General features: G+C 54.2%; 21 protein-coding genes. 20 read left to right on the forward strand and 1 reads right to left on the reverse strand.

The genetic code is table 11. From position 1 onward, the window contains the following. Positions 1–118 precede the first annotated feature (118 nt). The 3 genes from udk to asmA all read left to right on the forward strand — a co-directional run bounded on the left by udk (position 119) and on the right by asmA (position 3,327). Positions 119–760 (forward strand): uridine kinase, encoded by a 642-nt coding sequence (gene udk, locus ACLJNW_RS00640; RefSeq protein ID WP_000132082.1) that lies wholly within the window; start codon positions 119–121, stop codon positions 758–760. Positions 761–850: 90 nt separating this feature from the next. Next, the gene (gene dcd, locus ACLJNW_RS00645) at positions 851–1,432 is read left to right on the forward strand and encodes a dCTP deaminase (protein ID WP_001234783.1); all 582 of its coding nucleotides are present in this window, start codon (positions 851–853) and stop codon (positions 1,430–1,432) included. A 38-nt stretch (positions 1,433–1,470) separates the two neighbouring features. Next, a complete protein-coding gene (gene asmA, locus ACLJNW_RS00650) occupies positions 1,471–3,327 on the forward strand; it encodes an outer membrane assembly protein AsmA (protein WP_001252254.1) in 1,857 nt (618 codons plus the stop codon). Positions 3,328–3,412: 85 nt separating this feature from the next. Here asmA and ACLJNW_RS00655 read toward each other — a convergent pair whose 3' ends face one another. Continuing rightward, positions 3,413–4,993: a TerC family protein gene (locus ACLJNW_RS00655; protein WP_000454712.1), complete on the reverse strand. Its 1,581-nt coding sequence runs from the start codon at positions 4,991–4,993 to the stop codon at positions 3,413–3,415. A gap of 674 nt (positions 4,994–5,667) precedes the next feature. Between ACLJNW_RS00655 and ACLJNW_RS00660 the strand changes: the two genes are divergently transcribed. The 17 genes from ACLJNW_RS00660 to wzxC all read left to right on the forward strand — a co-directional run bounded on the left by ACLJNW_RS00660 (position 5,668) and on the right by wzxC (position 24,327). Continuing rightward, on the forward strand, positions 5,668–6,807 hold the full coding sequence (locus tag ACLJNW_RS00660; RefSeq protein WP_000978076.1) for a polysaccharide export protein: 1,140 nt from the start codon (positions 5,668–5,670) through the stop codon (positions 6,805–6,807). Between the two features lie 5 nt (positions 6,808–6,812). Next, a complete protein-coding gene (gene wzb, locus ACLJNW_RS00665) occupies positions 6,813–7,262 on the forward strand; it encodes a low molecular weight protein-tyrosine-phosphatase Wzb (RefSeq protein ID WP_000482224.1) in 450 nt (149 codons plus the stop codon). Further along, positions 7,259–9,418: a tyrosine-protein kinase Wzc gene (gene wzc / locus ACLJNW_RS00670; RefSeq protein ID WP_023203906.1), complete on the forward strand. Its 2,160-nt coding sequence runs from the start codon at positions 7,259–7,261 to the stop codon at positions 9,416–9,418. Before wzb ends, wzc begins: the two co-directional genes overlap by 4 nt. 86 nt (positions 9,419–9,504) lie before the next feature. After that, positions 9,505–10,347, forward strand: coding sequence for a colanic acid biosynthesis glycosyltransferase WcaA (gene wcaA / locus ACLJNW_RS00675; protein ID WP_000205695.1), 843 nt, complete (start codon positions 9,505–9,507; stop codon positions 10,345–10,347). Between the two features lie 2 nt (positions 10,348–10,349). Further along, positions 10,350–10,838: a colanic acid biosynthesis acetyltransferase WcaB gene (wcaB, locus tag ACLJNW_RS00680; protein WP_000888724.1), complete on the forward strand. Its 489-nt coding sequence runs from the start codon at positions 10,350–10,352 to the stop codon at positions 10,836–10,838. Further along, positions 10,835–12,052, forward strand: coding sequence for a colanic acid biosynthesis glycosyltransferase WcaC (gene wcaC / locus ACLJNW_RS00685; protein ID WP_023203905.1), 1,218 nt, complete (start codon positions 10,835–10,837; stop codon positions 12,050–12,052). Before wcaB ends, wcaC begins: the two co-directional genes overlap by 4 nt. After that, positions 12,027–13,241, forward strand: a complete 1,215-nt coding sequence (gene wcaD, locus ACLJNW_RS00690) for a colanic acid polymerase WcaD (RefSeq protein WP_000091392.1) — start codon at positions 12,027–12,029, stop codon at positions 13,239–13,241. The genes wcaC and wcaD overlap by 26 nt, the downstream gene beginning before the upstream one ends. A 12-nt stretch (positions 13,242–13,253) precedes the next feature. Then, the gene (wcaE, locus tag ACLJNW_RS00695; protein WP_000480134.1) at positions 13,254–14,000 is read left to right on the forward strand and encodes a colanic acid biosynthesis glycosyltransferase WcaE; all 747 of its coding nucleotides are present in this window, start codon (positions 13,254–13,256) and stop codon (positions 13,998–14,000) included. Positions 14,001–14,015: 15 nt separating this feature from the next. Further along, complete coding sequence (gene wcaF / locus ACLJNW_RS00700; protein ID WP_001153603.1) at positions 14,016–14,570, forward strand: colanic acid biosynthesis acetyltransferase WcaF; 555 nt, start codon at positions 14,016–14,018, stop codon at positions 14,568–14,570. A 23-nt stretch (positions 14,571–14,593) separates the two neighbouring features. Further along, entirely contained in the window at positions 14,594–15,715 is a 1,122-nt protein-coding gene (gmd, locus tag ACLJNW_RS00705; RefSeq protein ID WP_000048160.1) for a GDP-mannose 4,6-dehydratase, read from the forward strand. Positions 15,716–15,717: 2 nt separating this feature from the next. After that, entirely contained in the window at positions 15,718–16,683 is a 966-nt protein-coding gene (locus ACLJNW_RS00710; protein WP_023203904.1) for a GDP-L-fucose synthase family protein, read from the forward strand. Between the two features lie 2 nt (positions 16,684–16,685). After that, positions 16,686–17,159, forward strand: a complete 474-nt coding sequence (locus ACLJNW_RS00715) for a GDP-mannose mannosyl hydrolase (protein WP_023203903.1) — start codon at positions 16,686–16,688, stop codon at positions 17,157–17,159. Then, entirely contained in the window at positions 17,156–18,379 is a 1,224-nt protein-coding gene (wcaI, locus tag ACLJNW_RS00720; RefSeq protein ID WP_023203902.1) for a colanic acid biosynthesis fucosyltransferase WcaI, read from the forward strand. The genes ACLJNW_RS00715 and wcaI overlap by 4 nt, the downstream gene beginning before the upstream one ends. Beyond that, positions 18,376–19,818, forward strand: coding sequence for a mannose-1-phosphate guanyltransferase (gene cpsB, locus ACLJNW_RS00725; protein WP_072209469.1), 1,443 nt, complete (start codon positions 18,376–18,378; stop codon positions 19,816–19,818). The genes wcaI and cpsB overlap by 4 nt, the downstream gene beginning before the upstream one ends. 110 nt (positions 19,819–19,928) lie before the next feature. After that, positions 19,929–21,299, forward strand: a complete 1,371-nt coding sequence (gene cpsG / locus ACLJNW_RS00730; protein WP_023204336.1) for a colanic acid biosynthesis phosphomannomutase CpsG — start codon at positions 19,929–19,931, stop codon at positions 21,297–21,299. Between the two features lie 53 nt (positions 21,300–21,352). Then, entirely contained in the window at positions 21,353–22,747 is a 1,395-nt protein-coding gene (gene wcaJ, locus ACLJNW_RS00735) for an undecaprenyl-phosphate glucose phosphotransferase (RefSeq protein ID WP_000183155.1), read from the forward strand. 101 nt (positions 22,748–22,848) lie between these two features. Next, complete coding sequence (wzxC, locus tag ACLJNW_RS00740) at positions 22,849–24,327, forward strand: colanic acid undecaprenyl disphosphate flippase WzxC (protein ID WP_023139021.1); 1,479 nt, start codon at positions 22,849–22,851, stop codon at positions 24,325–24,327. The last annotated feature ends 13 nt before the right edge of the window (positions 24,328–24,340 follow it).

A 24,340-nucleotide genomic window follows, 5' to 3' on the forward strand; every position in this document is an offset into this window, starting at 1 on the left:
AAATTCACCGTGGCATAGCGCCGGACTGGTATCGCGCTGCTGAAATCCCTATAATTGCCGCGTTTGGCGTTTCGGCGCCCCCCTTCCTTACATCCAGGTTAATCAGGTCGCTAAATTTATGACTGATCAGTCTCATCAGTGCGTCATTATCGGTATCGCTGGCGCATCGGCTTCCGGCAAGAGTCTTATTGCCAGTACCCTTTACCGCGAATTGCGTGAACAAGTGGGTGACGAACATATTGGCGTTATTCCCGAAGACAGTTATTACAAAGATCAAAGCCATCTGTCGATGGAAGAACGCGTAAAAACTAACTATGACCATCCGAATGCGATGGATCACAGCCTGCTATTTCAGCATCTTCAGGCGCTCAAGCGCGGTTCGGCGATTGAATTACCGGTATACAGTTATGTTGAGCATACCCGTATGCAGGAAACGGTTCGCGTAGAACCGAAGAAGGTGATTATTCTTGAAGGTATTCTGTTACTGACCGACGCGCGTTTGCGTGAAGAGATGAACTTCTCTATTTTTGTCGATACGCCGCTGGATATCTGTTTGATGCGCCGTATCAAACGCGATGTGAACGAGCGTGGTCGCTCAATGGATTCGGTGATGGCGCAATATCAGAAAACGGTGCGTCCGATGTTCCTGCAATTTATTGAGCCTTCCAAACAATATGCGGATATTATCGTGCCGCGCGGCGGTAAAAACCGCATCGCTATTGATATTCTGAAAGCGAAAATCAGCCAGTTCTTTGAATAAATCTGGCGAATTGTGTACCGTTCAGTGATAACCTGGTTAGCCCTTGATGTGCTTGATTTAAGGGCTTGATGCGCGAAAGGAGAAAGTGCCATGCGTTTATGCGACCGAGATATTGAAGCCTGGCTGGATGAAGGCCGTTTGTCTATCACCCCGCGACCTCCCGTAGAGCGCATTAACGGCGCGACGGTCGATGTACGTCTTGGCAATAAATTTCGAACCTTCCGTGGCCATACGGCGGCGTTTATCGATCTGAGCGGGCCGAAAGATGAGGTCAGCGCGGCGCTGGATCGCGTGATGAGCGATGAAATCGTTTTGCCGGACGGCGAGGCATTTTATCTGCATCCGGGCGAGTTGGCGCTGGCCGTCACCTTTGAATCCGTTACCCTGCCGCCGGATTTAGTGGGCTGGCTGGATGGTCGCTCCTCGCTGGCGCGTCTGGGATTGATGGTGCATGTGACGGCGCACCGTATCGATCCCGGCTGGTCGGGCTGCATTGTGCTTGAGTTTTACAACTCCGGGAAGCTGCCGCTGGCGTTGCGTCCGGGTATGCTCATCGGCGCGTTGAGCTTTGAGCCGCTGTCCGGCCCGGCGGCGCGGCCTTATAACCGCCGTCAGGATGCCAAATATCGCGATCAGCAGGGCGCTGTCGCCAGCCGGATTGATAAAGACTGAGCCATTCGGCGCAATACTGCCGGTCCATTGAGGGTAGCATGAGACGATTTCTGACGACGCTGATGATTCTCCTGGTCGTGCTGGTGGCCGGATTCTCTGCGTTGGTATTGTTGGTCAATCCGAATGATTTCCGCGCCTATATGGTGCAGCAGGTTGCCGCGCGTAGTGAATATCAGTTGCAACTTGACGGGCCGCTGCGCTGGCACGTATGGCCGCAACTCAGTATCCTTTCCGGGCGAATGACGCTAACGGCGCGAGGCGCCAGCGAACCGCTGGTGCGGGCTGACAATATGCGCCTGGATGTCGCTTTATGGCCGCTGTTGAGTCATCAGCTTCATGTTAAGCAGGTGATGCTGAAGGGCGGGGTGATTCAACTGACGCCGCAAACGGAAGCGGTACGCAGTGATGATGCGCCGGTCGCGCCGAAAGATAATACCTTGCCGGACGTAGCGGAAGATCGCGGCTGGTCGTTTGATATTCGTAGCCTGCGCGTTGCCGACAGCGTGCTGGTTTTCCAGCATGAAAATGATGATCAGGTCACGGTGCGCGATATTCGTCTGAATATGGAACAAGATGCCGAGCATCGCGGCACGTTTGATTTTTCGGGACGCGTGAACCGCGATCAGCGGGATCTTGCTTTATCGTTCAGCGGAACGGTGGATGCTTCCGATTATCCGCATAACTTAACCGCGGGTATTGAGCAACTGCGCTGGCAATTGCAGGGCGCGGATCTACCGGCGCAGGGGATTGAGGGGCAGGGACAATTGCAGGCGCAGTGGCAGGAGGCGCAAAAACGTCTTTCATTTAACCACTTAAATTTAACGGCGAATGACAGTTCTCTGACCGGGCATGTCCAGGTAACGCTGGCGGACCAGCCGGAATGGCAAATTGACCTCCGGTCCAGCAAGCTTAATCTGGATAACCTGTTGCCGCATCATAGCGCCGTGGCACAGACGGGCGGCGCGGTGTCGCAGGGGCAAAATACGCTCCCCCTGACCAGGCCAGTTATCGCGTCGCGTGTTGGTGCGCCGCCTTATCAGGGGCTGCAAAGCTTTACGGCGGAGATTGCTTTACAGGCGGATTCAGTTCGCTGGCGGGGAATGGACTTTACCCAGGTTTCGACGAAGATGTCTAATCAGGCCGGATTGCTGGATATTACTGAGTTGCAGGGGAAACTGGCCGACGGAGAGATGTCGCTGCCCGGCACGCTGGACGCCCGCACCGCCAGTCCGCGCATCGAATTCCACCCTCGCCTCAACCATGTTGAGATTGGGACTATCCTGAAAGCCTTCAATTATCCGATTAGCCTGACCGGTAAGATGTCGCTGGTTGGCGATTTCTCCGGGGCGGATATTGACGCGGAGGCATTTCGCCACAGCTGGAAAGGAAAAGCGCATGTTGACATGAGCAATACGCGCCTCGAAGGAATGAATTTCCAGCAACTGGTGCAGCAGGCCGTAGAGCGAAGCGGCGGCGACGCGCAGCAGTCGCAGGAAAATATGGACAACGCGACCCGACTGGATCGCTTCACGACCGATCTGACGCTAAATAAGGGCACGCTGACACTCGACGACATGGTCGGGCAATCTTCTATGCTGGCGTTAACCGGCAGCGGAACGCTGGATCTGGTTAAGCAGAGCTGTGATACACAATTTAATCTGCGTGTGCTGGGCGGCTGGAACGGCGATAGCAACCTGATCACCTTCCTGAAAGAGACGCCGGTGCCGCTGCGCGTCTATGGCAAGTGGCAGGAGCTGAACTATACCCTGCAAGTGGATCAGTTATTGCGCAAGCATTTACAGGATGAGGCGAAGCGTCGGCTCAACGACTGGGCGGATCGCAATAAAGATACCCGCAACGGTAAAGATGTGAAGAAGCTGCTGAATAAGCTTTAGTTTTTGGCCAAAGGGCAGAGCCGGATGGCGAGGCTAACGCGCCTCCGGCCTGCCTGGTAAGCAGGCCGGGGCAGGCGAACAGACGTTACATCTCCGGGTCTGGCTCGCCGTTATGCAGCGGAATTAACTGCACTTTCTGCACTCGATGGCTTTCTACCTGCAATGTTTTCAGCAAATAATCGCCCACCTGAACCTCTTCACCGGTTTGCGGTATGCGCTGCAAATATTCCATCAATAATCCGGCAATCGTATGGTATTCCCGTTTTTCATCCAGCGGTAGCGGCACGTACTGCACCAAATCCTCCAGCGGCATATGGCCGTTTGCTGTCCAGGAACCGTCCGGGTTCTTCTGAATATCGTGGCGGGCGTCAATTTCCTCGACTTCATTCGGCAGATTACCGGCAATAGTCTCCATGACATCGCTTAATGTCACAATGCCTTCAACCGAGCCAAACTCATCTACGACAAAGGCAAAATGGGTTCTGGCGTTACGGAACTGCTCCAGCGCAGGCAGCAGCGGCAATGTTTCCGGGAAAACCAGCGGTTGGCGAATCAGCGCCCGCAGGTTGAGCGGTTCGCCGCGCAGCGATTGTTGCAACAGATCGATGACGTGGACGACGCCGAGTAAATCTTCCTGTTCATTTTCACCCGTCACGACCAGACGCGTATGCTGGTTCTTTTCCAGCAGAGCGCGGATTTCCGCTTCCGGCGCGTTGAGATCGATATGCTCGATATCGTGGCGCGACGTCATGATGCTACTTACGGTGCGCTGGTTGAGATTCAGCACCCGCTCAATCATCCTGCGCTCCTGCGGATTAAAAATCTGGCTGTCGTCATGGTCTGCCAGCATCGCGGCGGTTTCCGCATCCAGTTCGGCATCCTCTTTTTTACCGCTAATCAGCCGCATCACGGCCTCCGTTGTGCGCTGGCGCAGCGTATGGTTAGCGGAAAGAAAACGGCGGCGGTTAAAAATAGCCAGTTGGTTGAGCGCCTCGATCATCACCGAGAAGCCGATAGCCGCGTACAGATACCCTTTCGGAATGTGGAAACCAAACCCTTCCGCCACCAGGCTAAAGCCGATCATTAGCAGGAAGCTAAGACACAAAATGACAATGGTGGGATGGTTGTTCACAAATCGGGTCAGTGACTTGCTGGCGAGCAGCATCAGGCTAATGGCGATTATCACGGCCGCCATCATGACCGCCAGGTGATCGACCATCCCCACGGCGGTAATCACGGAGTCGAGAGAAAAGATAGCGTCCAGCACCACGATTTGCGCGACCACCGCCCAGAATTTCGCCCCCTTACGCTGGGTAGGGTTGGCGCTATCTTTCCCTTCCAGCCGTTCGTTGAGCTCCATGGTGGCTTTAAAGAGCAGGAAGAAGCCGCCGAACAGCATAATCAGATCGCGGGCGCTAAAGCTTAACGCCTGTACGCTAAAGAGCGGCTTAGTCAAGGTGACCAGCCACGAGATTGACGCCAGCAGCAGCAGGCGCATGATCATCGCCAGTATCAGGCCGGTAATGCGCGCGCGGTCGCGCTGCCCCGGCGGTAGTTTTTCAGCGAGGATGGCAATAAAGACCAGGTTATCAATGCCGAGAACAAGTTCGATAACGATTAACGTTACCAGTCCGGCCCAGATTGACGGATCGGCAATCCATTCCATAGTAAGAGCAATACCTTCTGTAATATGACAATTGTCACAATTCGATCATGGATAATACGGCGGAAAAATGCAATGCCGCAGCGCAATTTATCTTTGTTACTCGGCTATAAAATAACTTTAAAATAGCCGTAATGTTTCTGTCAGAAACTAAATAATGTCAAGAATATATTTAGGAAATATCGCAGGTGGAGTGGAGTAAATAAATATTGTCAACATCAATAAAATCCTAAAATCATCTGTTAATTCATTTAATATTAATCTTAAAAATATAGAATGGCGGGTTTGTTACCTTGCCTGTCATTAGGTTAGCTGCAACAATTCTTGCAGGATTAAGATAGCGCGCTTAAATATCCTGTCACGACATCGAGAAAACTATTAATACGTAACCTTTATTTCGCTGAAGATTTTTATCTGAACGAGGATGAAATCGGAGGGGAATGCGAAAATTTAGAATAATCAGTGTATTGGTAGCTAAGAAGCCAGGGGCGGTAGCGTGCCTGAAAGCCTGAATATAAGCCTTTATTATTCTGTCAATAGCCTGCGGATGAATTGATTTTTTTTCAGAATGATGCCAGTTAATTTTCTCTGCTATTAACTGCAAGGTAAATGTGCACGGACGAAGCCGCTATTTAAATTGCACAGGATAATGACTCTGCCAAAGTGATAAATAATCAATGATGAAATCCAAAATGAAATTGATGCCATTATTGGCGTCGCTCAGCTTGATAAGTGGTTGCACAGTACTTCCGGGCAGCAATATGTCTACGATGGGGAAAGATGTGATCAAACAGCAAGACGCTGACTTTGATCTCGACCGGATGGTCAATGTGTATCCGCTGACGCCACGGCTGGTTGAGCAATTACGCCCGCGGCCCAATGTCGCGCAACCGAATATGTCGCTGGACCAGGAGATCGCCAGCTATCAGTATCGCGTCGGGCCTGGCGATGTGCTGAATGTCACCGTCTGGGATCACCCGGAATTGACCACGCCAGCGGGCCAGTACCGTAGCTCAAGCGATACCGGCAACTGGGTACAGCCGGACGGCACCATGTTTTATCCCTACATTGGCAAGGTTAGCGTCGTCGGTAAAACTTTGTCAGAGATTCGCAGCGATATTACCGGGCGTTTAGCGAAGTACATCGCGGACCCGCAGGTGGATGTCAATATCGCCGCTTTCCGCTCGCAAAAAGCGTATATCTCCGGCCAGGTGAATAAATCCGGTCAGCAGGCCATTACTAACGTACCGCTAACCGTCCTGGATGCGATTAACGCCGCGGGCGGCCTGACCGATATGGCGGACTGGCGCAACGTCGTGTTGACGCACAACGGCAAAGAACAGCGCATTTCGCTACAGGCGCTGATGCAAAATGGCGATCTTAGTCAGAACCGCTTGCTCTACCCTGGCGACATTCTGTATGTGCCGCGCAATGACGATCTGAAAGTCTTTGTCATGGGCGAAGTGAAAAAACAGAGCACCCTCAAAATGGATTTCAGCGGCATGACGCTCACCGAAGCATTGGGCAATGCGGAAGGCATCGATCTGACCACCTCCAACGCCAGCGGCATTTTTGTGATTCGTCCGTTGAAAGGCGAGGGGGAACGCGGCGGCAAGATCGCCAATATCTACCAGCTTGATATGTCTGACGCCACGTCATTGGTGATGGCGACGGAATTCCGACTTCAGCCTTACGATGTGGTGTACGTCACGACCGCGCCGGTTGCTCGCTGGAACCGTCTGATCAATCAGTTGCTGCCAACCATTAGCGGTGTCCGTTATATGACGGATACGGCCAGCGACATTCATTCCTGGTAATCGTTATGTTTAACAAAATCTTAGTGGTCTGTGTGGGGAATGTTTGCCGTTCCCCGACGGCGGAACGTTTGCTAAAACGCTTTCATCCCTCGCTGACGGTTGCGTCCGCAGGATTAGGCGCACTGGTCGGCAAAGGCGCCGATCCTGCGGCGGCGAGCGTGGCGAGCGCCCACGATCTGTCTTTGGAAAATCACTGCGCAAGGCAAATTTCCGCGCGTCTGTGCCGGGAATATGACCTGATTCTGACGATGGAGAAACGTCACATCGCCGCCCTGTGCGACATTGCGCCGGAAATGCGCGGCAAGGTAATGCTGTTTGGTCACTGGGACAGCGAGCGTGAAATACCGGACCCGTATCGCAAAAGCCGCGATGCGTTTGAGGCGGTGTACACATTACTGGAAAGGTCTGCCCGCCAGTGGGCGCAGGCACTGAATGCAGAGCAGGGAAAACCATGACAGAAAAAGCAAAACAATCTGCGGCGGTTACGGGTAGCGATGAAATCGATATCGGGCGCCTGGTCGGAACGGTGATTGAAGCGCGTTGGTGGGTGTTGGGGACGACGGCCATATTTGCGCTGTGCGCGGTAATTTATACGTTCTTCGCCACGCCCATCTATAGCGCCGATGCGCTGGTGCAGATTGAACAAAACGCCGGTAATTCGCTGGTACAGGATATCAACAGCGCATTAGCGAATAAGCCGCCGGCTTCCGATGCGGAAATTCAGCTCATTCGATCGCGCCTGGTGCTTGGGAAGACCGTTGACGATCTGGATCTGGATATTGCCGTCACCAAAAACACCTTTCCGCTGTTCGGCGCCGGGTGGGAGCGGCTGATGGGGCGTCACAATGAAATGGTGAAAGTCACGACATTCACCCGACCAGAGACGATGAGCGGACAGATCTTCACCCTCAAAGTGCTGGGCGACAAACGTTATCAGTTGGTTAGCGACGGCGGATTTAGCGCGCAGGGCGTTGTGGGCCAGCCACTCAATAAAGACGGCGTGACGATGCGGGTAGAGGCGATTGACGCCCGTCCTGATACAGAATTTACGGTGAGTAAATTCTCAACGCTTGGCATGATTAATAACCTGCAAAATAACCTCACCGTAACGGAAACCGGCAAAGATACCGGCGTTCTGAGCCTGACGTTCACGGGAGAGGATCGCGACCAGATCCGCGACATTCTCAACAGTATTACCCGTAACTATCTGCAACAGGATATTGCGCGAAAATCTGAAGAGGCGGGGAAGAGCCTGGCGTTTCTGGCAAAACAACTGCCGGAAGTCCGCAGCCGTCTGGATGTGGCGGAAAACAAGCTAAACGCTTTCCGCCAGGATAAAGACTCGGTGGATTTACCGCTGGAGGCGAAGGCGGTGCTCGATTCGATGGTTAATATCGACGCCCAGTTGAATGAGTTGACGTTTAAAGAGGCGGAAATTTCCAAGCTCTTTACCAAAGCGCATCCGGCTTACCGCACCCTGCTGGAAAAACGTAAAGCGCTGGAAGATGAAAAAGCCAAACTGAACGGGCGGGTGACGGCAATGCCGAAAACCCAGCAGGAGATTGTGCGTTTGACCCGCGATGTGGAGTCCGGCCAGCAGGTCTATATGCAACTGCTTAATAAACAGCAGGAGCTGAAAATCACCGAAGCCAGCACCGTTGGCGACGTGCGCATCGTTGACCCGGCGATTACCCAGCCGGGCGTGCTGAAGCCGAAAAAGGCGTTGATTATTCTCGGCAGCATTATTCTGGGATTAATGTTATCGATTGTCGGCGTGCTCCTGCGCTCGCTGTTTAATCGCGGTATTGAAAGCCCGCAGGCGCTGGAGGAGCACGGGATCAGCGTCTATGCCAGTATTCCGCTGTCGGAATGGCAAAAAGCGCGCGATAGCGTCAAAACCATTAAAGGAATTAAGCGTTACAAGCAGAGCCAACTGCTGGCGGTGGGCAATCCGACCGATCTGGCGATTGAGGCGATTCGCAGCCTGCGCACCAGCCTGCATTTCGCCATGATGCAGGCGCAAAATAATGTACTCATGCTCACAGGCGTCAGCCCCTCTATCGGCAAAACCTTTGTTTGCGCCAACCTGGCGGCCGTCATCAGCCAGACGCATAAACGGGTATTACTGATCGACTGCGATATGCGCAAGGGCTACACCCATGAACTGCTCGGCACCAATAACGTGGACGGCTTATCTGACATTCTGGCGGGCAAAGGTGAGATAGCCTCCTGCGCGAAACCCACGGCGATTGCTAATTTTGATCTTATTCCGCGCGGTCAGGTGCCGCCTAATCCATCGGAACTGCTGATGAGCGAGCGCTTCGGCGAGCTGATCGCCTGGGCAAGCAGCCGCTACGACCTGGTATTAATCGACACGCCGCCGATTCTGGCCGTGACGGACGCCGCGATTGTGGGTCGCCACGCCGGGACGACGCTGATGGTGGCGCGTTATGCCGTCAACACCTTAAAAGAGGTGGAAACCAGTCTGAGCCGTTTTGACCAGAATGGCATTCAGGTCAAAGGCGTCATTCTCAACTCCATTTTCCGCCGGGCGACGGGCTACCAGGATTATGGTTATTACGAGTATGAATACCAGTCAGATTCCAAATAAAAAATAAGGCGTGCCGGATGGCGCGGCCTGTGACTGTAGGCCGGACAAGCGTAGCGCCATGCGGCAAAACTATCTGGGGAATAAGCATGACAACAGACAATCCGCTGATCTCAATTTATATGCCAACCTGGAACAGGCAGCAGTTGGCTATCCGGGCGATTAAATCAGTACTACGTCAGGACTACCGTCACTGGGAGATGATCATCGTGGATGATTGCTCCTCGTCTTATCAGCAGCTACAACAATTTGTTGAGGAGCTGAACGACCCGCGCGTCCGTTATACCCATAACGCCAGGAATACCGGCGCCTGCGCGGTTCGCAACCAGGCCATTATGCAGGCGCAAGGACACTACATTACCGGTATTGATGATGACGATGAATGGACGCCAAACCGTCTGAGCGTGTTTCTGGCCCATAAACACCAGTTGACTACGCACGCCTTTTTGTATGCCAACGACTATGTGTGCGAGGGCGAGGTCTACTCTCAGCCTGCCAGCCTGCCGCTGTATCCGAAATCCCCTTATTCGCGCCGCTTGTTCTACAAGCGCAATATTATTGGCAATCAGGTTTTTACCTGGGCCTGGCGTTTTAAAGCGTGTTTGTTCGATACCGAACTCAAGGCGGCGCAGGATTACGACATTTTTCTGCGTATGGTGGTGGAATATGGCGAACCGTGGAAAGTCGAAGAGGCGACGCAAATTTTACATATCAACCACGGCGAGATGCAGATTACCTCTTCGCCGAAAAAGTTCTCCGGCTATTTCCATTTTTATCGTAAGCACAAAGATAAATTCGATCGCGCCAGCAAAAAATACCAGCTTTTTACCCTGTACCAAATTCGCAATAAGCGAATGACCTGGCGCACGTTGCTGACGTTGCTCTCCGTGCGTAACAGCAAACGCCTGGCGGCCGGGCTGCGGGGGCGATAACGATGCTGGAAGACTTACGCGCGAATAGCTGGAGCTTACGCCCCTGTTGCATGGTGCTGGCCTACCGTATCGCTCATTTTTGTTCCGTCTGGCGCAAAAAGAATGTGCTGAATAATCTGTGGGCCGCGCCGGTGCTGGTGCTGTATCGCGTGATCACGGAATGCCTGTTCGGGTATGAAATCCAGGCCGCCGCGACCATTGGTCGGCGGTTCACTATCCATCATGGTTACGCGGTAGTGATTAACAAACATGTCGTCGCCGGCGACGATTTTACCATTCGCCACGGCGTCACCATTGGCAATCGCGGCGCGGACAGTCTGGCTTGTCCGGTGATTGGTCACGGCGTTGAGCTGGGGGCGAATGTCATCCTGCTTGGCGATATTACTATTGGTAATCACGTCACGATTGGCGCGGGTAGCGTGGTGCTTGACAGTATTCCGGACCATGCGCTGGTGGTGGGAGAAAAAGCACGGGTGAAGGTCAGCACATGAATATTCTGCAATTTAATGTACGGCTGGCGGAAGGCGGTGCGGCGGGAGTGGCGTTGGATCTCCATCTGCGGGCATTGCAAAAAGGGCTGACGTCACGTTTTGTCTATGGTTATGGCAAAGGCGGAAAAAAAAGCGTCAGTCACCACCGCTATCCGCAGGTGATAAAACAGACGCCGCGCGGCACGGCAATCGCTAATATCGCGCTGTTTCGTTTCCTGAATCGCGATCTGTTTGGCAATCTCGACAATCTTTACCGCACGGTTATCCAGACATCCGGCCCGCTGGTGCTGCATTTTCATGTTCTCCACAGTTACTGGCTAAACCTGGCGGACATCGTGACGTTTTGCGAAAAAGTCAAAGCGCAAAAACCAGACGTCACGCTGGTCTGGACGCTGCACGATCACTGGAGCGTCACCGGGCGTTGCGCCTTCACCGACGGTTGCGAGGGCTGGAAAAACGGCTGCCAAAAATGCCCGACCCTAAGCAATTATCCGCCGGTCAGGGTGGATCGGGCGCACCAGCTTATTGACGGCAAACGTCAGCGCTTTCGGGACATGCTGCGGCTGGGCTGCCGGTTTATTTCGCCGAGCCAGCACGTGGCCGAGGCCTTTAACAGCGTTTATGGCGCGGGGCGCTGCCAGATTATTAACAACGGTATCGATCTGGCGACCGAGGCGATTCTCGCGCAGCTATCACCTGTGCCGCTGAATCCGGGAAAACCGCGAATTGCCATTGTGGCGCATGACTTGCGTTATGACGGCAAAACTGACCAGCGTCTGGTACACGACATGATGGCGCTGGGCGAAAAAATTGAACTGCATACCTTCGGTAAATTTTCGCCTTTTACTGGCCAAAACGTTGTTAATCACGGTTTTGAAACCGATAAGCGCAAATTAATGAGCGCGCTCAATGAGATGGATGCGCTGGTCTTTAGCTCGCGGGTCGATAACTATCCGCTGATCTTGTGTGAAGCGCTCTCGATCGGCGTACCGGTGCTCGCTACCCACAGCGAGGCGGCGCAGGAGGTGCTGGCGAAATCCGGCGGCCAGACCTTTGCCGCTACAGATGTACTGCGCCTGGCGCAGCGGCGTAAGCCAGAGATTGCTCAGGCGGTATTTGGCGCCACGCTGGACGCCTTTCGTATGCGTAGCCGCGTCGCGTACAGCGGTCAACAGATGCTGGAGGAGTATGTCTCGTTCTATCAGAATCTGTAGCTACCTGCTGCTGCCGCTGATCTACCTACTGGTCAATGTCAAGATTGCCCAACTGGGGGAAAGCTTTCCCATTACCATCGTCACTTTTTTACCGCTGTTGCTGCTGTTATTTGTGGAACGCATTAGCGTAAAAAAATTGATGATTGCCTTAGGCATCGGCGCGGGGCTTACGGCATTTAACTTCCTGTTCGGCCAGTCGCTGAATGCCGGTAAATATGTCACATCCACGATGCTGTTTGTCTATATTGTGGTCATTATCGGGATGGTCTGGAGTATCCGATTCAAAACCATTTCCGCGCATAACCACCGAAAGATTTTACGTTTTTTTTATCTGGTGGTGGGTATAGTGGTCGCGCTCGCCGCGGTTGAGATGGCGCAAATTATCCTTACCGGCGGCAGCAGTATTATGGAAGGAATTTCGAAATATCTCATTTACAGTAATAGCTACGTACTGAACTTCATAAAATTTGGCGGTAAGCGTACCACTGCGCTTTATTTTGAACCGGCATTTTTCGCTTTGGCACTAATCTCAATTTGGCTGAGCATCAAACAGTTTGGTATCAAAACACCGAAAAGCGATGCTATGATTCTGGCAGGGATAATATTATCAGGATCATTTTCAGGGGTAATGACCTTTATCCTGTTTTACCTTCTGGAGTGGGCGTTCCAATATTTGAATAAGGATGCGATAAAGAAAAAACTTCCACTGGCGCTGGTCTCATTAACCCTGTTTTTGGTTGGGGTAATTATTGCATTTCCTTATATCGCGACACGACTTGGCGATTTAGGGACGGAAGGCTCATCTTCTTATTATCGTATTGTGGGCCCGTTAGTCATGGTCGGATATTCCTTGACCCATATTGATGGTGTAGTCAGATTTGGCTCACTTTATGAATATGTTGCATCATTCGGAATCTTTAACGGTGCGGATGTCGGGAAAACCATAGACAATGGATTGTATCTGCTGATTATTTATTTTTCCTGGTTCGCAGTGCTAATGACGCTGTGGTATATGGGGAAAGTTTTAAAAATGGCGCTAAATGCGTTTGGCGATAATCGTAATTTTCGGGTGCAGCTCTATCTTTTTACGCCGGTGTCGCTGTTTTTTACCGGTTCAATATTTAGCCCGGAATATGCTTTTTTAATCGTCTGTCCGTTCATTTTGCGCAAGGCGTTAAAAATTTCATAACGGGGTGGTGGCATGTTTTTAAGCGTCGTTACCGTCGCCTTTCGCAATTACGAAGGGGTGGTAAAAACCTGGCGCTCGCTGCGCAATCTGGCGCGCGATCCGGGTCTGTCATTTGAATGGATCGTAGTGGACGGCGGTTCGGAGGACGGCACGCGCGAATTTCTGCAAAAACGTCACGGTGAGTTTAACCTGCGTTTTATCAGTGAAAAGGATCGCGGTATTTATGATGCCATGAACAAAGGCATTGCGCTGGCGCAGGGGCGCTATACCCTGTTTCTTAATTCCGGTGATGCGTTCCATGATGATGCCGCGCTGTTTGTCCGCCAACTGGCGCGACAAAAGGGCGAGGCGATGTATATTGGCGACGCGCTGCTGGATTTCGGCGGCGGGCATAAAATACGCCGGAAGGCTAAACCCGGGTATTATATCTACCATAGTTTGCCAGCCAGCCATCAGGCGATATTTTTCCCGACGGTAGCGTTAAAAAAGTATCCTTATGATCTGCAATATCATGTCTCTTCAGATTATGCGCTGGCGGCCCGTCTCTATAAAGCAGGCTATCCTTTTCGGCGAATTAACGGACTGGTATCTGAATTTTCGATGGGCGGCGTGTCAACCTCGAATAATCTGGAATTATGTCAGGATGCAAAAAACGTACAGCGAAAAATATTACGTGTGCCAGGGTTTTGGGCGCAATTATCCTATTTATTACGTCTGAAAACGACGGGTAAAACAAAAGCGCGGTATAACAAAGTCTAATCACCGGGAGTTATTATGCAGGATCTTAGCGGCTTTACGGTGCCGAAAGGGTTCCGCGGCGCTAATGCGCTAAAAGTACAATTATGGTGGGCGGTACAGGCGACATTATTCGCCGGGTCGCCGCAAATATTGTATCGCTGGCGAGCCTTTTTGCTGCGTCTGTTTGGCGCCAAAATTGGAAAAAATGTGGTTATTCGACCGTCAGTAAAAATTACCTATCCGTGGAAATTAACCGTCGGCGATTATGCCTGGGTAGGCGACGACGCGGTGTTATATACGTTGGGTGAAATTAATATTGGCGCACATGCGGTTATTTCACAAAAAGGTTATTTATGTACCGGTAGCCATGATTATACCAGCGCCCATTTCGATATTAACGCCGCGCCGATTGTTATTGGCGAAAAATGTTGGCTGGCGACCGATGTTTTTGTCGCGCCCGGCGTGACGATAGGTCATGGCACCGTCGTCGGCGCGCGCAGCAGCGTATTTAAATCATTACCGGCAAATGCGATTTGTCGGGGCAATCCCGCAGTGGTAACGCGCCAGCGCGTTCAGAAAGTTACTCCCTAACGGGACTATTTGAGGAAATGAAAATGTCAAAAGTCGCTCTCATTACTGGCGTAACCGGACAGGATGGGTCTTACCTGGCAGAATTTCTGCTGGAAAAAGGGTATGAGGTGCATGGTATCAAGCGCCGCGCGTCATCGTTTAATACCGAGCGCGTGGACCATATTTATCAGGATCCGCACAGCTGCAACCCGAAATTTCATCTGCATTATGGCGACCTGACCGACGCCTCCAACCTGACCCGCATTTTACAGGAAGTGCAGCCGGATGAGGTCTACAATCTGGGCGCGATGAGCCATGTGGCGGTGTCGTTTGAGTCGCCGGAATATACCGCCGATGTGGATGCGATGGGCACGCTGCGCCTGCTGGAGGCGATTCGCTTCCTCGGTCTTGAAAAGAAAACGCGGTTCTACCAGGCCTCCACCTCTGAACTGTACGGTCTGGTGCAGGAAATTCCGCAGAAAGAGACCACGCCGTTCTACCCGCGTTCCCCCTATGCGGTGGCGAAACTGTACGCCTACTGGATCACCGTCAACTACCGTGAATCCTACGGTATTTACGCCTGTAACGGCATTCTGTTTAACCACGAGTCCCCGCGTCGTGGCGAAACCTTCGTCACCCGTAAGATCACCCGCGCCATCGCCAATATCGCCCAGGGGCTGGAGTCCTGCCTGTATCTCGGCAATATGGACTCGCTGCGCGACTGGGGCCATGCGAAAGATTACGTGCGGATGCAGTGGATGATGTTACAGCAGGAGCAGCCGGAAGATTTCGTGATTGCCACCGGCGTGCAGTATTCCGTACGCCAGTTTGTGGAGCTGGCGGCGGCGCAACTGGGGATAAAACTGCGCTTTGAAGGCGAAGGCATTAATGAGAAAGGGATCGTGGTATCCGTTACCGGACACGATGCGCCGGGCGTGAAACCGGGGGATGTGATTGTGGCCGTTGATCCGCGTTATTTCCGTCCGGCGGAAGTGGAAACCCTGCTGGGCGACCCGTCCAAAGCGCATGAGAAACTGGGCTGGAAACCGGAAATCACCCTGTCGGAGATGGTCTCCGAGATGGTGGCGAACGATCTGGAAGCCGCGAAAAAACACTCACTGCTGAAATCCCACGGTTACGAGGTGGCCATCGCGCTGGAGTCCTGAGAATGAACAAGCAACGAATTTTTGTGGCGGGCCATCGCGGAATGGTGGGCTCCGCCATTGTACGGCAGCTTGCGCAGAGCGGCGACGTGGAACTGGTGCTGCGCACCCGCGATGAGCTGGATCTGCTCGACGGGCGCGCGGTACAGGCGTTCTTTGCCGGGGCGGGTATCGACCAGGTTTATCTGGCGGCGGCGAAAGTGGGCGGCATTGTCGCCAACAACACGTATCCGGCGGATTTTATTTATGAAAACATGATGATAGAGAGCAACATTATTCACGCCGCGCACCTGCACAACGTGAACAAACTGCTGTTTCTCGGTTCGTCCTGTATCTATCCGAAACTGGCAAGGCAGCCGATGGCGGAAAGCGAGCTGCTGCAGGGAACGCTGGAGCCGACCAACGAGCCGTATGCCATTGCCAAGATCGCCGGGATTAAACTGTGCGAGTCCTACAACCGCCAGTACGGTCGCGACTACCGTTCGGTGATGCCGACCAACCTGTACGGCCCGCATGACAATTTCCATCCGGACAATTCACATGTGATCCCGGCGCTGCTGCGCCGCTTTCATGAGGCTTCGCAGAGCCACGCGCCGGAGGTGGTGGTGTGGGGCAGCGGCACGCCGATGCGCGAATTTCTGCATGTTGACGATATGGCGGCGGCCAGTATTCACGTGATGGAGCTGGCGCGCGAAGTGTGGCAGGAGAACACCGCCCCGATGCTGTCGCACATTAACGTCGGCACTGGCGTGGACTGCACCATCCGCGAGCTGGCGCAGACCATCGCAAAGGTGGTGGGTTACCAGGGCCGGGTGGTGTTCGACGCCACGAAGCCGGACGGCACGCCGCGTAAATTGCTCGACGTCACACGCCTGCATCAGCTTGGCTGGTATCACGAAATTTCACTGGAGGCAGGGCTTGCCGGTACTTACCAGTGGTTCCTTGAGAATCAGCAACGGTTCCGGGGGTGACAATGTTTTTACGTCAGGAAGATTTCGCCGCCGTGGTGCGGGCCACGCCCCTCATCTCCCTCGATTTCATTGTGGAAAACGGCCAGGGGGAAATTTTACTGGGCCAGCGTCTCAACCGTCCGGCGCAGGGCTACTGGTTTGTGCCGGGGGGACGGGTGCGCAAAGACGAAACGCTGGAGGCCGCCTTTGCACGCCTGACGCAGGCGGAACTGGGCGTGCGTCTGCCGCTGGCGGCAGGGACGTTTTATGGCGTCTGGCAGCACTTCTATGACGACAACTTTTCCGGTGAAGATTTTTCAACTCACTACATCGTGCTCGGCTTTCGTCTGCGCGTGGCGGAGAGCGATTTACGCCTGCCTGACGCGCAGCATGGCAGTTACCGCTGGCTGACGCCGGAACAGCTTCTGGCAAGCGACAATGTTCATGAGAACAGTCGGGCCTACTTCCTTCCTGACGCGCCGGCGGTGGGCTTATGAAGATCCTGGTCTATGGCATTAACTATTCGCCGGAACTGACCGGTATCGGCAAATATACCGGCGAAATGGTGGCGTGGATGGCGCGGGAAGGCCATGAGGTGCGGGTCATTACTGCGCCGCCGTACTACCCGCAGTGGAAGGTCGGCGAGCGCTATTCCGCCTGGCGCTATCGCCGGGAAGAGGGCGAGGCTACCGTCTGGCGCTGCCCGCTGTATGTGCCGAAACAGCCCTCCACCTTAAAACGACTGCTTCATCTGGGGAGCTTTGCATTGAGCAGTTTTTTCCCACTGATGGCGCAGCGTCGCTGGAAGCCGGATCGGATTATCGGCGTTGTACCGACGCTCTTTTGTACGCCGGGAATGCGTCTGCTGGCGACACTCTCCGGCGCGCGTACCGTACTGCATATTCAGGATTACGAAGTGGATGCCATGCTTGGCTTAGGAATGGCGGGAAAAGGTAAGCGCGGCAGCGTAGCGCGGTTAGCAACGGCCTTTGAACGTAGCGCGCTGCGTAACGTTGATAATGTTTCGACCATATCTCGCTGCATGATGAATAAAGCGCGGGAAAAGGGCGTCGCGGCGGAAAAAATCCTCTTTTTTCCGAACTGGTCGGAAGTGGCGCGCTTTCAGGACGTTAATGACGCTGACGTGACGGCTTTGCGTCAGCAGCTTGGCTTGCCAGAGGGCAAAAAAATTGTGCTCTATTCCGGCAATATCGGCGAAAAGCAAGGGCTGGAAAAGGTAATTGACGCCGCGGAACGATTACGCGATCGACCGTTGATTTTTGCGATTGTCGGCCAGGGGGGCGGCAAGGCGCGGCTGGAGAACATGGCCCGCGAACGCGGCCTGCCAAATATTAAATTCCTCCCGCTGCAGCCTTACGACGCCTTACCCGCGCTGCTGAAAATGGGCGACTGCCATCTGGTGGTGCAAAAGCGCGGCGCAGCGGATGCGGTACTGCCCTCCAAGCTGACTAACATTCTGGCGGTCGGCGGTAATGCGGTGATTACCGCTGAGCCGCACACCGAATTAGGACAACTTTGCGCGCGCTATCCGGGCATCGCCGTTTGCGTGGAACCGGAGTCGACCGACGCGCTGGTCAACGGGATTAGCCAGGCGCTCGCCATGCCGAAAAACAACACGACGGCACGTGAATACGCCGAACGCACGCTCAATAAAGAGAACGTGCTACGCCAATTTATTGCAGATATTCGGGGATGATAATGCGTCAGACAAAACTTTACCCGGTTGTGATGGCCGGTGGCTCCGGTAGCCGATTGTGGCCGCTTTCTCGCGTGCTTTATCCAAAACAGTTTCTGTGCCTGAAAGGCGATCTCACCATGCTGCAAACCACCATTTGCCGTCTGAACGGCGTGGAGTGCGAAAGCCCGGTGGTGATCTGCAACGAACAGCACCGTTTTATCGTCGCCGAACAGCTCCGCCAGCTCAATAAGCTGACGGAGAACATTATTCTTGAGCCCGCCGGGCGCAATACCGCGCCTGCGATTGCGTTGGCGGCGCTGGCGGCGACGCGCCAGCATACGGACTGCGATCCGCTGATGCTGGTACTGGCGGCGGATCATGCGATCGCCAATGAAGAGGCCTTCCGCGACGCGGTGCGCAGCGCCATGCCCTATGCCGACGTGGGCAAACTGGTGACCTTCGGTATCGTGCCGGATCTGCCGGAAACCGGCTATGGCTATATCCGGCGCGGTGATGTCGTGCCGGGCGCGACGGATGCGGTGGCTTTTGAGGTGGCGCAGTTCGTTGAGAAGCCGGGGCTGGAAACCGCTCAGGCCTACGTCGCCAGCGGCGATTACTACTGGAACAGCGGCATGTTTCTGTTCCGCGCCGGACGCTATCTGGAAGAGCTGAAAAAGTTCCGCCCCGATATTCTGGCCGCCTGTGAACAGGCGATGCGCGGCGTCGATCCGGATCTTGATTTCATTCGTGTGGATGAAGAGGCCTTCCTCGCCTGTCCGGAAGAGTCCATTGACTACGCGGTGATGGAGCGAACGGCGGACGCGGTGGTGATGCCAATGGACGCGGGCTGGAGCGATGTCGGCTCGTGGTCCTCGCTGTGGGAAATCAGCGCCCACACCCCGGAGGGAAACGTCCACCACGGCGACGTCATCAGCCATAAAACGGAAAACAGCTACGTTTACGCCGAATCCGGCCTGGTGACCACCGTCGGCGTGAAGGATCTGGTGGTGGTGCAGACCAAAGACGCCGTGCTGATTGCCGATCGCCATGCGGTGCAGGACGTGAAAAAGGTGGTGGAGAAGATCAAGGCCGACGGACGCCATGAGCACCACATGCACCGAGAGGTTTACCGTCCGTGGGGCAAATACGACTCCATCGACGCGGGCGAGCGCTATCAGGTGAAGCGCATTACCGTCAAGCCGGGGGAAGGACTGTCGGTGCAGATGCACCATCACCGCGCCGAGCACTGGGTGGTGGTGGCGGGGACCGCCAGAGTCACCATCAACGGCGAGGTTAAGCTGCTCGGTGAAAACGAGTCCATCTATATTCCGCTGGGGGCGACCCACTGCCTGGAAAATCCGGGAAAAATACCGCTCGATTTAATTGAAGTGCGTTCCGGCTCGTATCTCGAAGAGGACGACGTGGTGCGGTTCGAGGACCGTTACGGGCGGGTCTGACGCCTGCAATTATGCCCGGTAAGCGCAACGCGCCATCCGGCAATGAATAACAATAACGATGTTGGCCATTTACGGTCAGGGCTAACTGTTGCCTGAAGAAGGGTAAGAACATGACAAAATTAACCTGTTTCAAGGCCTACGACATTCGCGGCAGGCTGGGCGAAGAGCTCAATGAAGATATCGCGTGGCGGATTGGCCGCGCTTACGGCGAATATTTAAAACCGAAAACCGTCGTGCTGGGCGGCGACGTGCGCCTGACCAGCGAGGCGCTGAAGCTGGCGCTGGCAAAAGGGTTACAGGATGCGGGCGTCGACGTGCTGGATATCGGTATGTCCGGCACCGAAGAGATTTACTTCGCCACCTTCCACCTCGGCGTGGACGGCGGTATTGAGGTGACCGCCAGCCATAATCCGATGGACTACAACGGCATGAAGCTGGTACGCGAGGGCGCCCGCCCGATAAGCGGCGACACCGGTCTGCGCGACGTTCAGCGTCTGGCGGAAGCGGGCGACTTCCCGCCGGTGAACGAGGCCGCGCGCGGCAGCTACAGACAAATCAGCCTGCGCAACGCCTACATCGACCACCTGCTCGGCTATATCAGTGTTAACAATCTCACCCCGCTGAAGCTGGTGTTTAACGCCGGCAACGGCGCGGCGGGGCCGGTCATTGACGCCATCGAAGCGCGTCTGAAGGCGCTGGGCGCGCCGGTGGAGTTCATCAAAATCCACAACACCCCGGACGGCACCTTCCCGAACGGCATTCCCAACCCGTTGCTGCCGGAGTGTCGCGACGACACCCGCAAGGCCGTTATTGAACACGGGGCGGACATGGGTATCGCCTTTGACGGCGACTTCGACCGCTGCTTCCTGTTCGATGAGAAAGGGCAGTTTATCGAGGGGTACTACATCGTCGGGCTGCTGGCGGAAGCGTTTCTGGAAAAACACCCGGGGGCGAAGATTATCCACGACCCGCGCCTGACCTGGAACACGGAGGCAGTGGTGGCGGCGGCGGGCGGGACGCCGGTGATGTCAAAAACCGGGCACGCCTTTATCAAGGAGCGGATGCGTACGGAGGATGCCATTTATGGCGGGGAAATGAGCGCGCATCACTATTTTCGTGATTTTGCCTACTGCGACAGCGGGATGATCCCGTGGCTGCTGGTGGCGGAGCTGGTGTGCCTGAAGGGGCAGTCGCTGGGTGAGCTGGTCCGCGACCGGATGGCGGCGTTCCCGGCGAGCGGGGAAATCAACAGCAGGCTGGCGGAGCCGGCGGCGGCCATGGCGCGGGTGGAAGCGCACTTCGCGGAAGAGGCGCAGGCAGTGGACCGCACGGACGGTCTCAGCATGTCGTTCGCCAACTGGCGTTTCAACCTGCGCTCGTCAAACACCGAACCGGTGGTGCGCCTGAATGTGGAATCACGCGGCGATATTCCGCTGATGGAAGCGCGAACACGCACTCTGCTGGCGCTGCTGAATCAGTAACGTCAGATCTCCCCTTACCGCCTGCGGGTAAGGGGCCAATCACAGGAACAACGATGACAAATCTAAAAAAGCGCGAACGAGCCAAAACCAATGCATCGTTAATCTCTATGGTGCAACGCTTTTCAGATATCACCATCATGTTTGGCGGGCTGTGGTTCATCTGTGAAGTCAGTGGACTGCCATTCCTGTACATGCACCTGTTGGTGGCGCTGATTACGCTGGTTGTTTTTCAAATGCTGGGCGGGATAACCGATTTTTATCGCTCCTGGCGCGGCGTCAAAATGTCGACAGAGTTAACGCTGTTACTGCAAAACTGGACGCTGAGCCTGATCTTCAGCGCCGGTCTGGTGGCGTTTAATGATGACTTTGACAACCGCCTTGCCACCTGGCTGGCCTGGTATGCGCTGTCCAGCCTGGGCTTAGTGTTATGCCGTTCATTTATTCGTTTTGGCGCGGGCTGGCTACGCAATCGTGGTTATAACACTCGCCGGGTCGCCGTCGCCGGAGATTTGCCTGCGGGCCAGGCGTTGCTGGATAGCTTCCGTAATGAGCCGTGGCTGGGTTTTGAGGTGGTGGGCGTCTATCACGATCCTAAACCGGGCGGCGTCTCTGCTGACTGGGCCGGGAACTTCGAGCAGTTAATTGACGATGCGAAAGCCTCGCGAATTCACAATGTTTATATCGCCATGTCAATGAGCGACGGCGCCATGGTGAAAAAACTGGTGCGCGAGCTGGCCGACACCACCTGCTCGGTGATCCTTATTCCCGATGTGTTCACCTTTAATATTCTCCACTCGCGCGTGGAGGAGATGAGCGGCGTTCCGGTCGTTCCGCTGTATGACACGCCGCTATCAGGGATTAACCGTCTGCTTAAACGGGCAGAAGATATCGTGCTGGCGTCGCTGATTCTGCTGCTCATCTCACCGGTACTGTGCTGCATTGCGCTGGCGGTCAAATTGAGCTCGCCCGGGCCGGTGATTTTCCGTCAGACGCGCTACGGGATGGACGGCAAGCCGATCAAGGTCTGGAAGTTCCGCTCAATGAAGGTGATGGAGAACGATAAGGTCGTTACCCAGGCGACGCAAAACGATCCGCGCGTCACCCGGGTAGGTAACTTTTTGCGTCGTACCTCGCTGGATGAATTGCCGCAGTTTATCAACGTATTAACTGGCGGGATGTCCATCGTCGGTCCTCGTCCTCACGCGGTGGCGCATAACGAACAGTATCGTCAGTTGATTGAAGGTTACATGCTACGCCACAAGATGAAGCCGGGCATCACCGGCTGGGCGCAAATTAATGGCTGGCGCGGTGAGACCGATACGCTGGAGAAAATGGAAAAACGCGTGGAATTCGACCTGGAATACATCCGCGAATGGAGTATTTGGTTCGATATCAAAATCGTTTTTCTGACGATTTTTAAAGGGTTTGTTAATAAAGCGGCGTATTAAGAACCTGACCCACAAGGCTATTTTACTTGCCATATTGCACCAGGGCAGTGCTCAATCTGGCTGCGCCAATGACGCCTTGTGAACAGGTTCTGGAGAAAAGAATGAGTTTACGACAAAAAACGATCAGCGGCGCTAAATGGTCGGCTATCGCCACGATAGTGATTATCGGTCTGGGGTTAATTCAGATGACGGTGCTGGCGCGGATCATCGACAACCACCAGTTTGGCCTGTTGACCGTCTCGCTGGTGATTATCGCGCTGGCCGACACGATCTCGGACTTTGGCATCGCGAACTCGATTATCCAGCGTAAAACGATTGGGCATCTGGAGCTGACCACGCTTTACTGGCTAAACGTTGGGCTTGGGATTGTGGTATTTGCGGTGGTCTTTTGGCTGAGCGATGCGATTGCCCATGTTTTGCATAATCCGGATCTTGCGCCGTTAATCAAAACGTTGTCGCTGGCGTTTATCGTGATCCCTCACGGGCAGCAGTTCCGCGCGCTGATGCAAAAAGAGCTGGAGTTCAATAAGATCGGCATGATCGAAACGACCTCCGTGCTGGCGGGGTTCACCTTTACGGTGATTAGCGCCCATTACTGGCCGCTGGCGTTAACCGCGATTCTCGGCTATCTGGTGAACAGCGCGGTGCGAACGCTGCTGTTTGGTTACTTTGGCCGCAAGATTTACCGTCCGGGGCTGCATTTTTCGCTGGCATCGGTGTCCACGAACCTGCGTTTTGGCGCGTGGCTGACGGCGGACAGTATCGTCAATTACATCAACACGAATTTATCGACGCTGGTACTGGCGAGAATTCTCGGCGCAAGCGTCGCCGGGGGATATAACCTCGCGTACAACGTGGCGGTTGTGCCGCCGGCGAAGCTTAACCCCATCATTACTCGCGTGCTATTTCCGGCATTCGCCAAAATCCAGGACGATACCGAGAAGCTGCGCGTCAACTTCTATAAGTTGCTTTCCGTGGTGGGAATTATCAATTTTCCCGCGCTGTTGGGCCTGATGGTAGTGGCGAACAATTTTGTGCCGTTAGTGTTTGGCGAGAAGTGGAACAGTATTATCCCGATCCTGCAATTGCTGTGCGTGGTGGGGCTGCTGCGTTCGGTCGGCAACCCGATTGGTTCGCTGCTGATGGCGAAAGCGCGCGTGGATATCAGCTTTAAGTTCAACGTCTTTAAAACGTTTCTGTTTATCCCGGCAATTCTCATTGGCGGCCATTTGGCGGGGGCGATTGGCGTGACGCTGGGGTTCCTGGTGGTGCAAATCATCAACACCATTCTGAGCTATTTCGTGATGATTAAGCCAGTACTCGGCTCCAGCTATCGTCAGTATATTCTCAGCCTGTGGCTACCGTTTTATCTCTCATTGCCAACATTTATTACCAGCTACGGCGCAGGAAAGCTGGTCGACGGCTATTTACCGTTGTCAGGGGTATTCGCACTACAGGTTGTAGTCGGTATTTTGAGTTTTATTTTAATGATTATTTTTTCACGCAATGCGCTGGTGATGGAAATTAAAAATCAGCTTGTTGGCAGTGCAAAAATGAAAAAGTTATTACGTGTCGGATGACGGGGATATAAGA

The organism is Salmonella sp. SAL4457, from assembly GCF_046548235.1.
GTDB classification, from domain to species: Bacteria; Pseudomonadota; Gammaproteobacteria; order Enterobacterales; family Enterobacteriaceae; genus Salmonella; species Salmonella enterica.